The organism is Serratia sp. NCCP-200, from assembly GCF_059697885.1.
This window is the reverse complement of record NZ_BAAKUJ010000001.1, coordinates 619383-633332: the sequence shown is the minus strand read 5'-3', so window position 1 is coordinate 633332 and position 13950 is coordinate 619383. Positions and strand designations below refer to the sequence as shown.

Genomic DNA, 13950 nt, shown 5'->3' with positions numbered 1-13950 from the left:
ACTCCACCATCTACCCTGTTACAGGCTTTATTTGTAGGCCAATTCCAAGCTCAGGTCTGCTGACAGACTTCCACTTCCTGTCTGGTTGACAGCACTGCAGTCGGTTGGGCTGCCGCAAGAGATCCCTATCCAGAGGTTTACGGACGGCGGGGATGCGTCATTAAAATTGTTATGGAAAGCCCCAGCAGTACCTAATTTTGTATCCACCGGATCGTTGTTCTGGACCAGGTTAACCGCATTCCACTGCATCGAATTACCGCCAGGATCCTTTGCTATAATGACAAACCCGATACCGGCATCTGCATTATTTTCCGGCACCCCAGGTCCCATCCCAGGGGATCGAAAAAGGTAGTTGATGGTACTGTTCCCTGACACGTTGATTGCAACTAGTTTGTTAAAATTCTGATCACTTACCGCGCCCTTACAGTGCTCAAGTTTCATTTCGAGTTTCTGAATGCCGAGAATAGTGCCTTGCTTCAGGGTCGACAGACTTATATTCTCAAAATTCATCGTCAAGCTTGAGCCCGTGCCCTTGTCTGTCACGACGGTCAGGTCACAGGTCGTCTGCGTCACGCGTCCCTCAACGGGATATGACACTGTCGCGGCCTCGGCCTGTCCTGGCAACCATCCAGCCAATACCAGACTCAGAACTCCACTCAGTCTCAGGGATTGCATTTGCCTGGCAATGACGGCGCACGTTATCGGTATCTGCATTGTTAGCCTCAATGGTATTCAACGTTAAAAGTGACAGTCGCCGTAATTTTTCTGGGCGTCGCAGTTACCGCACCCACCCCCATTTTGGGGCTGACAATGCCCGCGATATAGTTAAGGCGAATACCTGTGGGATCCGCCCCCGGTACGGGCATCGTCTGGCTCTCCTGTCCCGGTATGACCGTACCAGACGCGTTGTAATAGTCTGCTTTTGTGCCCGGCCAATAATTAACCGCCGCCGTACCGTTTTCTTTCAGCATGAACCCCAATTCTTCGCTGGGGTTGTCGTTAAAGATTTTGTTATCCTGCGTAAGCGTGGTTCCCTGAACACTGATGGCTAATGAGTGCCCCACGTCGACCCCATTACAGTCCGTAATAATCAGTTGAAAATTATGTATCGACGCCGTTTGCACCGTTTCAAACTCGGATGCCAATACGCCGCGCATGTCAACTTTCTGCCCGCCACTCTCAAGCACCAGGTCACAGGTTCCTACGACCAGATTACCCACCAGGTGTACGTTGACATTCGCGGTTGCCGAGCTGGGTGTTCCCAGTAACGCCAGACACACCAGCGCTACACAGGAGAAGCAGAACCGTCCGAACGTTGTCCTCATTACTGTGCGCATTATTTTCTCCTACTGCACGGCGGTTGAGCCCTTCTCATCGCCACCCAGGTCATTAAGCGCCACCCAATCCAGCGTCTTCTTCGCCACACTTTTGGTGCCATAGACCTGGCTGCCGAAAGGGGGGATCATGGTGGGCTGGTTCCCCCCCAGCGCCACGCTGTGGCCATCAATGTTCAGGCGCGAAAACGTCAGGTGGAAGGGGCTGACATTACTCACCTTGACCCCGCCAGGTACACGCGTGATCGTCATCGTTTTCCAGGGCGCGGCGACAAGACCACTCATGCCATGCGGACGATAGAACACCTTTTCCTGAATGCCGGTACTGACCACCATACTGCTAGAGACCTTTCCCGCATCCGCACTCAGCGGATTTGACGAGGGCATGCCGACCACAGACAGGTACATGACACTTTCCCTGTCCAGCGGCAGGCCAGCCAACGCCACGGCCTGCAGACGCATGATCCCGGTCAGTCCCTTGTCCAGACGCAGCAGCGGCGGGGATACAACGACCCCCTTCACAGCGTTCTTATCTGACAGATTGGCCGTCACACGGGCGCGGATCAGAAGTACCCCATCGCCCTCACCGCTGATGATCTGCACGGGGACCGCCTGACCCTCTGGCAACACCACGCGTGTACTGCCCAACATAAAGGCCTGTGCCGGTGCCATGCCCATGGCCAACATGATCAACAGCAGCGCCGACAGCCACACGCGGTTCATCGCTGCTCTGGCTGTCATGCCGCCTTGTGTTTTTATGCCCATACGTTTACCCACATCTTCGGTCTTCATCGCCCGTCCACTCAGTCATACATCACAGAAAACACCAGCGGCACCGTTTGCGCTACCCCCGCAACAACATGCCTGTGGTCCCATGTTTTTAATTCCGGGCGCAACACCAGTGTGTGCACCGCATTCCCCGCGTGCTGCAGACGCCCCGAAGGCACGCTAAGATCGAGAGTGTTATTTAATGGCGTCAGCGGATACCGTCCGGTCACCCCGTTCTCTGCCCAGCCAAGCCGCATCCCCCAAGCCAGGGCACGGCGGTGCTCTCCCCAGGCTCGGCCCTGAGAGCCCCTGGCCATCGGCCCTTCGACTTTTACCCTGAGATTTTTCCCGGCACACTCACGCTCAGGGATGTACATCACCAAGGCGTCCTCTCCCACCAGTCGTACACGGTTATTTTTAAAGTCATGCCCCGTAAACCGACCCAGGTTAACTTCATTCATGCTGCTCGACAGATCGCCTCCCACACGAGCCAACCTGACATCGCAGGTGGTATCGGTGACCGTCGTCTGCAAGTCAAATGTCACATCTCCGCCCCCGGTGGCCCGAAACGTTATGAGGGCCATAAACGCAGCAGCACTGCACCAATAGCGTACAACGTTCATCTTTGTCCCTTTCCGACGTTACGACATTTGTTAACCGCCGTGAGCCGGAGGGGAGATCTCCCTCCGGCAACATGGTTGATAAAATCAGTTCTGCAGTACGCTGAACGTGACAGGGGTGCTGAGGACCCCAGTTGATACTCCAGAGTCTGTAGTAGCCCACGCCGCCAGTGATGGCGTGATGGTCACGGAAAGGTCAAGGCTGGCAGCCGTTTGATCTACTGTCCCTTTGTTTTCATAGATGTTGACGCTACCCGTTGTTGGCAAGATGTCACCCGATGTTCCATCTAAGAGATTGTCAGTGCCCCCCCCGTTGACGAGGTATTTCAGGCCATAACCAAAACCAACGTCTTTGCTTGGGTCACCGAACACGTTCTTCTCAGCCCCTGCCGCCTGCAAGGCTGGAGCCCCGGTGACTTTCAGTTGCAAGACACCGGCGGGAACGCCTGGGGCTGGTGTGGCCACTGGCGCCAGAAGATCATCACCAGAACAACCGGAGAGTGACAACATGATAGGCGTCGCCTGTGATGGGATGATGTTGTAAGCAGAGAAGGTCCCGATTGTCACATTCCCCCCGGCTTTACCGATTTGGGCCTTTGTGTAAGTACCAAACGGCATCACGTTCTGCCCGTTGGTGGTCAGCGAGCCGGTAGGACCTGCGTTCCCTGCCGTGACGTCACAGGTGGTTTTAGCCACTTCGGTGTTGAAATAAATCGTGGTGTCTGACGCTGATGCAACCTGAGACATCAGTAGACCGGTGACCAGCGTGGCCAGCAGAGTGATTTTTACGTTTTGTGTCTTCATATCGTGTACCTGAGTGTGTTGTTTTAACTTCTGTAAAGAGCCCGGACGGATTAACCGCCCGTCCCTGCGCGCCGGTCCTTGATCGGGGACATTGAGGTAACCCACGAGCGTACCAATAAGGTGACATTTAGGACCATTTTGACTTCTTATTGCAGTCGCTGGTCTGACCAACTAAAAAACTAACCATTTACAGGGATAACTGCCGACATTAATGATTAATGCGGCAGTTATCACTTTCGGTATCGAATGGAAAAGCGGCACTGACAAAATTTGACAGAGCGGGAGGGGAATTGTTACAGACTGGATTTTTTAACTTACTGATAACCAAGGAAAGGACGGGAAAGAAAACGTGATGTATGTCGTTGTTTTACAACTCGAAATAATTTGATGGGAAAATTCTTGATTTTTCTATTGCACAAAATTAAGACTATTCTAAGATAGATAACAGTTTGGTCCTAAAGGTAATTTTTTTTGCCTACTTTTTGACCTCCACACCCCCTCGAATCGCCCCGCATTACTGGCCGTGTAACGCACGGTATGCCTGATGTTGCGGTGCCCCAGATAGTCCTGGATCAGCCGGGTATCCACCCCACGGTCCGCCAACGCAAATCCGCAGGCATGTCGCAACATGTGCGGATGCGAACATACCGAAATGCCCGCCGTTTCCCCCAACTGCTGGATCAGCCGATAGATCCGCTGCCGGCTTAACGGCCCGCCACGTTGTGATAAAAATAACCAATCACTGTCTGCCCCCTTCATGGTCTTTCTCACCTTCAACCAGGCCCGCAAAGCTTTGATCTCTTTGCTCAGCAACGGATGGGTGGTACTAAACCCCTGTTTCAACCGGTGGATATACAGGCATCCTTCCTTCATGTCCAAATCCGAGAGCGTTAAATAACGCGCCTCACTCACCCTAAAACCATGCACAAAACTCATGTAAATCAGACAATAGTCCCGCTCTGGCATACTCCCCTGCCCGGCGGCTATCAGTAACTGCTCGACCTCTCCTTGTGTCAGATATTTTCGTTGCTTGCTCAATTTTATCGTTCTCCAGAAGTATTCAAAGGCTGCACTGCAGCAGCGGCATTATTCACGTTAAGCCCGTCAGGCTCAAGCATTGGGTAAAGGTTGTTCTTCCGCCCACATCCTGACATGACGCCTCTTGGCCCGGCATAAGCCGACTCTGAAAAGCCAATAATACCGTCCCCCTATTGACAAGATAAAAAACCGTTGACTCAATGGTGACGTTGTTTATCAAACATATTCATTCCCTTTAGGGCGTACCCCGTGCAGCCCTTTCTTTGCGTTTAGCCCGTTAACCCGGGCTTTTTTTTGCTTATCGCGTGGTTCCCGACAATAACTGAATGATGGCTTCGGGAATGGTTAATCCGCCTACAGTTGCAGGAGGGTGACAATTGAGGAGGATATTATCTTGAAGGCTGAAGGGAGCTTTAGGTTAGGGTGAAAGAGAATAAATACTAATATCCCCAGCGGGGCGACACGCTGGGGATGAGGCCTGCACTCGATCATGCCTGATCGATATACACCACCCATGAAAACGTAACCAGATCTCCGCCAGAGGCGATCTGAGGACTCGGCACCCCAGCAGCATTCTCCGGATCGGTGGCAATCAGAGCACCAAAGCCCAGCCGGGCTGATTTGTATCTTTCATCCAGATTATCTGAGGAAAAACGCCCTTCACTGTTGGCACCATCAACCAGCAATGCGCCACCATCCTCCACATATTCATCCGTCATGAACATAAACTTCCCTGCTCCCACAGATGACTCAATAGTATCGCTGGCTTTATTCTTAGGCTCGTGGAGAAATGACACCGTGTCCCCATCACCAGACGTTGGACCATCCCAGGAAATTGTCCCAATCCCTTCACTGTTCACTGAGTCATCGAGATAAAATTTCGCGTCCGCCAGATAGGGTAAAATACGCCAGAAAGCGCCTTGATTATTAACTTTTGATCTGTAGTAGGTGATACCACTATCACTCACCATCTGCTCCAGGCCGTCTCCTATCTTGGTTTTGAGCGTCAGGTTATTAACGTTGCAATTCTCCCCTCCTAAAGACTTCACGGTGACGTAAATAGGGTCGGTAGGACTCACAAGCGTAGCTGAACTAACCCCTTCGGTATCACGCGTCCAGGTCATCGCCATATTACGACCAGACGGCAACACAATGATCTTGCAGATTTCTGTTGCCACTACAGATACCGAAGCAGAAATCTCAACCTGGTTTGAGTCGTCGGCCGCCAGCGATACACTTGGCCCGGCCAACATAAGGCAGAGACTGCTGGCACGCAGCAGCGAGACTCTTGACGATGGTGTGATATATTTTTTCATAGTTTATTTCCTGAGTTATTACTAATCGCGCTAGAGATGAACATTAATGCCGTCTCCCATTTTTTTCGCTGCTCGTTCTAATATTCTTTGTCGTATTTCCCTTCCTGTTAGTGATTAAATATCAGGTGCTGATATTAAACAAAAAAGGGTTAATGATGAGTCTATTTACCCCTCGCCCTAACCCTCTCCCAAAGGGAGAGGGAAGCCACCGTGCTACCCATTAATTTTTGCATCTAGATCTGTATATCAGGCACTGTCGGCGTTCATGTTGATAATCAATGAAAAACAAAGAGTAATAATAATCCTGTTGGGTTTTTCCAGCCGCCCCGCCATTATTTAGCGCCACGAAATTTGCAACGTAAAAGTAGACTCCAATTGCTCCTGGTCTTTATCACTATCCTGCGTTAAGGCCGGATGTAGCCGAACATTAAACGGAATAACCAGCACCTCATTATCTTGCAGCGGCTGTTTTAGGTCATACCAGTAATTCACCTGTGCCAGGCTGAAATAACGCTCATTGCCATTATCAACCTGCTGTTTATCCACCTCGGTGGCCGGTGAATCCGTTGCCAGCCTCAAAGGCCAGGGCGTTTCCGTTTCGTCATCCGCTGGGCCGATGGTGTAATACCATTGACGATTGCGATCGCGTGACTGCTTTTCCAACAATGTCCCTCTCACCGGATTATCCGGCCAGTGTTCAGCCTTAAACATCACCCCGATACCGTCGGCCTCACACTGGCTCAGATTCAGTTGCAGCGTTAGTATTGCTGGCGCATCTTCACTGCGCGAAAAAGACATATGGCTATTTTCCAGCTTTACCGTGCAGGACGGCGCCGTCACGGTGCCGTAAAGGGTAATGTCCTGCGCAGCAAGGTAGGTCTCCGCTCCAGCCCTTGCCACACCCGGCACCAGATAGCCGATCAATACTGTGCCCAGCAGCAATCCCGGAAACATACCCACCAGCCTGTGTTTGCCGTCCTGCATCACATTGCCCTCCTGCCGTCGGGTTCAGTCATAGGATATCTGGTACAACCCTTTTGCCATGATTTTGCCCGCTGTAATGGCCTGTTCATTCATGGGGCGAGCGTAGAATGCCTGTAACGCCACCGCGATCCCCTGCGTTAATTCATTACCGCTGTCTGCCGGTTGTGGGTTTTCCAGTTCCAACGGCAGATTGCGGTCCCAGTGCACTACACCCTGTTGGGTCTGCCCGAAGGCGCTGGCGTCATATTTCAGCAAAAAACCGCTGCCGGTCTCTTGCCCGTTCTCATCACGTGCAGTCAGGATGGTGGCTGGCCCCGCCAGCGAGTCCGTTACGCTACCAACCGGCAAGAACCGGATACGCAGATGTCGGGTGTTCTCCGAGCAGTTTGCCACCACCAGCTGTGGCAAAGACGCCTGCGAATCCGTATAGCCCCCCGGCTCTACATTGCGTTTCAGCCATACCTGGCTGATTTCAGGTAGCCGAAAATTCAGGCTAGCCGCCGAGGTCGTGCAGGTTGGCACACGCAGATCCGCCGAAACCCGGACGGTATCCTGCTGGCGGTATTTCACCTGGCCATCCGGTGCGGTGAAAGTCGTGGTACGGATAAACTCCGCCGCCGGTAAATCCGCCAGACCAGCCCCGGTATCCCTCCCTACACGCACCAGCCCTACGGTGAGTTCGCCTTCCTCAGGCAGCCGCATACCACTGCCCTGCTTTTCCCGCCGCTCCTGGGGGTCGGTTTGTATCCCGATGCCAATGCCTTTCACACCGCTGTGGAACACATACCAACCCTGTTCTGCCCGGGTGTTGTCCCGGTCAGGATGCATCTGCGACAGTCGCCACGTCCTCGTCCAGCTATCATCGCTAGTACAGACTTCGCACTGCACGTCTGGCAATCGCGCCCGTTGAGACACAAATGCTACCTGTGGATCCACAGGCGTATCCGGCGTCAGTGAGCGAACACCGAAGGTTACCGCAACCGGCGTGCTCATATAGGGTGCTATCGTGTCGGCATACACCGGTAAGGCTAGCAGCAGCGTTATGCCATACACCCCGAGCTGCCGGTTGCTGCTGATTGTTGCTCTCATCCACCGACTCCCTGATCCACCATCAGTGACATGCTCCGGACACCGTAACCAGCTTTTGCTGATCGGCGCTATCCGGCAAAACATAGTTGGCCGTACACCGTTCGTCCTTGCCATCCCCCCAGTTCACGGTCACCGTGCCTTTTTGCGGCATACCGTAGAGATAAACCTGCCCGGCCTCGCCCACAATCCCGCTCACAGGAAGTGTGGCGTCAACGTCCTGCATCAGGGCCACCGTTGACCCAAACGGAACTTCCCCCTTATCCCGCTGCAAATTCAGCAACAGGCGATAGCCTTTATTGCTGCGGAACGGCACGGCGACCAGTGCACCGCGGGTAGGCACCACGTTCTTACTCGACGTATCCAGCTCCACGTTGCCGGGCAGGTTGGCCATGTCCACGTTAATCCGATTCATGTCATACGGCGTCAACCCGCTCACCAGCGCATACCCTCGCCAATCCGTCACCGCATTGTTGACATTCAGCCCACCGACACCCGGCACTTCCACCAGCGCATTGCCCCCACCCAGCGCAAGCTGTTTACCCAGCGTGACGCCATGCGGGTGAATAGCCAGCCCGCCACTGGCCCCGTACGAAACGCTGTGATTGTCAGCACCATAGCTGTAGCCACCGTTTATCGATCCATAACGCCCGCTATAACCCAGGCTGGTGTTGCCCGTTTGGTTTCCGACCAGCCCCTGTGAAGCGGCATACGAAAGTGCCCCATTGAGTGCCGACCCGTTGATGCCCACCTGTTGGCTTACTTCACCGTTATTGCGGGTAAACGAATACGTCCCGTTTACGCTGCGGGCACTCAACCATTTGCCCAGCGGCAATGAAACGTTCATGCCGACGGTTCTGTCCGTACGGTTTTCATCACCACGGGAGTAGCCTGCTCCACCGGAACCCTTACCGCTGTCATCATCACCGTACCGGCCGTCGCTACCGTTATAGGTACTGACCCCCAGAGACATGCCGATGCCAATATCTTTCACCGTGGTGTTGTAGCTGAGCGACAGATTGTTTTGTACAGCAGAACTTCCCCAGGTGGTGGAACGTGCGCCACTCAGAGAAAGGCTGCCCCAGACGCCCATGGATTGGGACAGCGACACACTGTAGCTATCGCGTGTGCCGTTGCTCTGCCTGTATTCATCCCCTTCCTGCCGGGGTTTCATCGTCAACAACTCTGCATAGCTGTAAAAATCTCTCGTTTGGCTGTGGCGCCATGACGCCCCCACCGAGGTATTGCCAAAACTGCGCGACCAACTCACCGCATGCAAGACACCGGTCGGCGCACCCTGTTCGCCAGGTACCACCGACAGTTCGGCCCGTGAAGCATTAAGGGCGTAACTCACCGCCCCCCATAGACCAGCATACACGCTAGCTCCGGCGGTCAGCGCCTGATAGTTCCGCGAGAGCAGCGTCCCCCCGTTCAACGTGGTGTTGGCCCACACCCCCCAGGACATGCCCGCCTGCACAAATTTGTCGTCGGCATACCCGGCACCGTTAGTGGCTTTACCCGCCGAGGTGCTCCAGGTCAGGCCCCCCTGCCGCAATAGGGCACCACTCTGAGCTTGCGCCATGGTGAAATACCGGGTTCTGCCGTCTGCTTCGCGTATTTCCACCTCCACATCACCATTACCGCTGCGATTAAAGTCTGTCAGAGAGAACGGCCCCTGCGGCACATTCTGCTGGTAAACCACTCTGCCGTACTGACGTACCGTGATCGTGGACGGCGAGTTGGCAATGCCGGTGATGGCCGGGCTGTAAGTGGTAAACTTCGGATCCAGCATTGCGTCATCTGAATCCAGCTTTACGCCGGTAAACTGCACCGATCCCACGCTGCTGCCAGAGGAGGTCGTATTTCCCACGGTAAATTGCCCGCCGCCCCAGCTTGCAAAATCGTGCTGTGCATAGGTTTGGGTGGCATTCCATTGCGTGTTTTCCCCCTGGCTCTTGTGTGCGGTCAGGTCATTGCGAATACGCCAACCCTGCAGATTCATCTGCCCGTTTATCCCCAGGTAATCGCTGCCGGTTTTCCTGCCGCCGCTTTGCTGCTGGCTGCCACTGTAGTTGTAATTCATCAGCAGGGCCGCCATGCCCTGGTCCCACATTTGTGGGGAGGTTCTCAGCCGCGATGCCGGCCCCAGAGAGGCCTGCGGTACCGTCAGCACTAATAGTTGCTTATTAAAATCAAACTGCTCTTTCGCCAAAGGCACCATGGCTGCCACCCCACCCTCCGGGCAACCACGGTCTTCCCCCTCAAGCTTCTCTTCCTTTACGTCCTGCCGGACGGCAATAATGCCCCACCACTGCGCCATCTGTTGCGCGTTGACGCAGGCATATAACTTCCCAGGCTGTTCTGGCCATGAGCGGAAATTTACCATCCGCCCCTCATCAACCGCCTTGCCGTTTACTGTGACCTGAACAGCATAGCGGCCCGGCTGCAGCCCACCTTTATGGGCAAAATACGCCAGGTCAACATGTTCTCCCCGCTTGTTTGCCCCCATATACAGGAAGTCACTGTCAAAACTCAGCGCCTGATCTTCGCCCGTCTTGCCCTGAAGCGCTGCGGCAGTATTTACTCCCGGCATTCCTGTGCCCTCAGAGGCAAAGCTTTCCGGCTGCACGGTGGTGATAAGCACCACCCCCAAAAAACAGGCGGGCAACTCCCTGATGGCAAATCCAGATGTCGCCCGCGGCAGCCTTTTCATGGCAACCTCTTAATGGCTAATTATTTTTCAACGACCTTCCCGCTGGCATTGGCTCAAAACGCTTTGTTGAGTTTCACTGTCGTCATGCCACGATCGTCCACGGTGGTGTAACTGAAAGTACCGTGCGGCAAAGAGGACGCGAGCCTGAGTTCACCAAACGGCGCCACCATGGTGTCCTTGGGTGCCTGCGCAGGTTTGCCGTTCAAGGTTAATTGCGTCATCGTCACGAAATACGGCGTCGGGTTTTTCACCACCACTTCCTTGCCGGACGACGTAACCGTCAGTCTTTCAGGTGCCTGTTTCACCGCAACAGGATCGTCAATTGCCGCCGGGCGGTAGAACAGCTTGATGCGGGTGTTCACCGCAAACTGCAGCCCGCTCTGAACCGCCTTCTGGTAGTTTTTTTCACCCTTTTTCGGCGGGATCGCCAGGTTGTTCAGGTAATACACCGACTCGCGGTCCGCTGGCAGGTTCTCGACCAGCTTATTCACACGCAGCTGAACCGCATTTTGTGGATCAAGGCGATAAAGCGGGGGCGTAACGGCAAACGGCACCGCCTGCTCGCTACTCCCTTGCCCAGGTTTATCTTCACTGTCTCCATACGGGGAAACCCAGAAACGCATCAGCCAAACATCTGCCGCCGAGGAGTTGGTCACCGTCATGGAGGCAGCATCTTTGCCGCCTGCAAAGACCAGCCGTGTTCCACCCAATGCGATACCGCCCTGATCGTCGGCAGCCTGGGCGCTTGCCACACCACACACGATCATCGCCGCCAGCAGAACCGCGCGACACTCTGGTTTTTTCTTTAATGCTGAGATGATCATTGGTTATTTTTCTCCAGAAAACAGGGCGGTTACTTAACCTCTTCTATCTCACCCGGTTTCCACGTTTTGTCGAACCAGGCATCAAGCGGGCCGTACAGCCTGAAGATGGTAAACCAACCTTTACCCGGCACCGTCTGCGTCCAGTTAGCCTCCAGACCTTTCGGCGGTTTAGGCCCGAAGTACAAATCGACCGATCCGTCGGCATTGGCGATCAGCTTGTCACGCTTGTTATTCTTGCTTGGAAACGGTTGTGAGGTCTGTAGCTCAGAGCGGGTCTGCGGGTCATAGATCACTACCGACCAGAAGTCCTTGGCTGGCACATTCTTGGGAATGTTCAGCCGGTAGTTCTTCGCACCGTCGAAAGGCTCGCCGGTCGAGTCAGCACTGGAAACGGCATACTGTGATCCTTTGCCAACCAGTTTCGCCGCCATTGCTGGCGTATTGACGGTGGCCATGTAGAAAAAGCTGGTACGTGCATCGAGGTCGCGGCCTGCGAGGCCATCACCGCCAAGCCAGCGATAATCGCCACCGATAAAGCTGGCCCGCCACTGGCTATTGGGATACATCAGGGAACGAGGGTCACGGCTGCGAAAACTGATGGCTCTGGCAGTGGCGTTACCGGCGGCAACCGCATGGGTGAGAATTTTCGTCATCCGCTCGTCTGGCGAAAATGCCTGGCCCTTGCGAATACCAATCGAGGCGGCTAGCCCACGCAGTTCGGGATCGATAAAACCGACAGGTTCTTTCTGGATGACGTGGTCGAGTTCCTTGTAGAATTCGAAGTTGTTGGCGTGCACCGTGTTAAATACCTGCCGTGAGGAGTTGATAAACTCCATCTTCGGGGGGTTGTGTGCCTTGCTCAGAGAGTAGACTTTGAAGCCGTCACGGAACATCTTCGAGGCCGCATCAGGTTTGCCATCTACCAAAAATCCGCGCAGCACCACGATGTTCACATAGGATGGCGAACGCGCAATGTAGTATTCACCGCCATGCTTCACATCCTTGGGTAACTTACCCTTGTAATCTGTCGGCACAATCAGGTACTTACCCCCTTTGCCACGATCCGGGCCAGGCCCCCCCATGTCGACAACAAAGCGGAAGAATGCGTCATTAACCGTTCCCGGCCCGCTACCTGGTGGTACCTCCACCACCGTCGGGCCGTCAGTTTCCAGATCAAGCATGCCAAAGGCGTAGACCGTATCGGTATTAGCGGTCAGCAGCAGTGGATTGGAATCGGCCAGTTGATCGTAGATAGTGGCCTGGTTGCTCTTGGTTGCCCCAAGCGCGGCGTTGCCCTGGCGGAGCGCTTCAATGCTTGCAGCAGGCATAAGGCTGAGAAATACCTCCACTCCGCGCAGGAAATCAAGGTTGTCGAACGCCAGGTTGGCCGTGTCCTGCGTCGGTACGCCGTCGACAAAGCTGAGCGTACCGATCCGGGTTGGGATAGTGCTCGGGGTCAGGACATCCTGCGGGATGTAGGTATTAAACCCCGGTGTGGGTGCAGCCTGCGTAGAAGCTTGCTGCGCGTAAACGCTCGGCACGCATAACGCGCCAAGGAGCGTGGTGGTGATAAGGCCCTGATAAAGGTTGAAAATCATAAGCTTCTCTCTCTTTTTGTTATAGGAAACTTACGAAAGCGGGCATTTGCGGTTCCCAGTACCATGGCTAACCACTCGTACCTCCAGCAAGCAGAGGTTTGTCACCGTCGCGTTTCCCTGATGTTAAGTAAGCTCTCAACGGGTTTTTCTGCGGCAAAACGCTTTTATGTAAGAGAAATAGTCAAAAGCAGACATTTATTGTCTAAATGTTTCAAATATTGTCTTGATGTGGGATTGTTAAGCGATAAGACCCTATGCCTGTGGGACAAAATGTTAACAATGGAGGAGGGCTGTAAAGGAAATCAATAGGATAGGATTTACTGTATTGTTTAACGGTTGGAATAGCACGCTTCAAGAGTGGGATGCTGCACTCCAGCGGACAGGCTCTCCGGCCACTAGGGTCTCCCCATCATCGCAGGCCGGAAAGCCAAAATGGACCGCCACCGGGGCCTCGAACCCCGCACCTGTGACAACGGCTTCACCGGCTCTATCCTGCTGAGCTAGTGGCGGCTAGTAGCTGCGTTAAAAGCGGGCAAATGTTACTCACCCGCTATTAACTCTACAATCACCCAATGTTAACAACGTGTTTCCCGGTGATTCATAATGTCAAAAACGTTGTCATTAAAATTCTAACGTTATCCGCTGCTTGCATTTTAAGCGTAAAGCACAGGTGTCACGGTTTTCCCTTATAGCATCACCACAACACATGCCAAATATGACTGGATGTTAATTTTATGATATGAAGGAGTGGGGATAAGATAAATCCTAGAAATTGACGAATAACCCCGCCGCCTTGCCGGAACTCTCCACTCGGGGTGGCAGCTATCGGATAATTCTTCTCTGGGTTTCTAACCATTTGGTATTG

General features: G+C 53.9%; 12 protein-coding genes and 1 tRNA gene. All 13 read right to left on the bottom strand.

Annotated features, from left to right (window positions below):
* Nucleotides 1-27: 27 nt before the first annotated feature.
* Nucleotides 28-573: a hypothetical protein gene (locus AC6HVW_RS02910; RefSeq protein WP_137751178.1), complete on the bottom strand. Its 546-nt coding sequence runs from the start codon at nt 571-573 to the stop codon at nt 28-30.
* A gap of 149 nt (nt 574-722) precedes the next feature.
* The gene (locus AC6HVW_RS02905; RefSeq protein WP_071681103.1) at nt 723-1337 is read right to left on the bottom strand and encodes a fimbrial protein; all 615 of its coding nucleotides are present in this window, start codon (nt 1335-1337) and stop codon (nt 723-725) included.
* 9 nt (nt 1338-1346) lie between these two features.
* A complete protein-coding gene (locus AC6HVW_RS02900; RefSeq protein WP_071681104.1) occupies nt 1347-2126 on the bottom strand; it encodes a fimbrial biogenesis chaperone in 780 nt (259 codons plus the stop codon).
* A gap of 11 nt (nt 2127-2137) precedes the next feature.
* Entirely contained in the window at nt 2138-2647 is a 510-nt protein-coding gene (locus tag AC6HVW_RS02895) for a hypothetical protein (RefSeq protein ID WP_137751179.1), read from the bottom strand.
* Nucleotides 2648-2809: 162 nt separating this feature from the next.
* Nucleotides 2810-3526: a hypothetical protein gene (locus tag AC6HVW_RS02890; protein ID WP_071681106.1), complete on the bottom strand. Its 717-nt coding sequence runs from the start codon at nt 3524-3526 to the stop codon at nt 2810-2812.
* 432 nt (nt 3527-3958) lie between these two features.
* Nucleotides 3959-4564, bottom strand: a complete 606-nt coding sequence (locus AC6HVW_RS02885) for a tyrosine-type DNA invertase (protein ID WP_137751180.1) — start codon at nt 4562-4564, stop codon at nt 3959-3961.
* A gap of 488 nt (nt 4565-5052) precedes the next feature.
* Nucleotides 5053-5880, bottom strand: a complete 828-nt coding sequence (locus AC6HVW_RS02880; protein ID WP_071681108.1) for a hypothetical protein — start codon at nt 5878-5880, stop codon at nt 5053-5055.
* A 336-nt stretch (nt 5881-6216) separates the two neighbouring features.
* Nucleotides 6217-6864: a hypothetical protein gene (locus AC6HVW_RS02875; RefSeq protein ID WP_497569261.1), complete on the bottom strand. Its 648-nt coding sequence runs from the start codon at nt 6862-6864 to the stop codon at nt 6217-6219.
* Nucleotides 6865-6888: 24 nt separating this feature from the next.
* Nucleotides 6889-7953, bottom strand: a complete 1065-nt coding sequence (locus AC6HVW_RS02870; protein WP_071681110.1) for a hypothetical protein — start codon at nt 7951-7953, stop codon at nt 6889-6891.
* 22 nt (nt 7954-7975) lie between these two features.
* Nucleotides 7976-10663 carry a fimbria/pilus outer membrane usher protein gene (locus AC6HVW_RS02865; protein WP_497569260.1) on the bottom strand — a complete coding sequence of 896 codons (2688 nt, stop codon included), beginning with the start codon at nt 10661-10663 and terminating at the stop codon, nt 7976-7978.
* Nucleotides 10664-10716: 53 nt separating this feature from the next.
* On the bottom strand, nt 10717-11487 hold the full coding sequence (locus tag AC6HVW_RS02860; RefSeq protein ID WP_071681112.1) for a fimbrial biogenesis chaperone: 771 nt from the start codon (nt 11485-11487) through the stop codon (nt 10717-10719).
* 29 nt (nt 11488-11516) lie between these two features.
* Nucleotides 11517-13085, bottom strand: a complete 1569-nt coding sequence (locus tag AC6HVW_RS02855; protein WP_071681113.1) for a DUF1254 domain-containing protein — start codon at nt 13083-13085, stop codon at nt 11517-11519.
* Between the two features lie 433 nt (nt 13086-13518).
* Nucleotides 13519-13595: transfer RNA gene (locus AC6HVW_RS02850), tRNA-OTHER, on the bottom strand.
* Nucleotides 13596-13950: the final 355 nt, after the last annotated feature.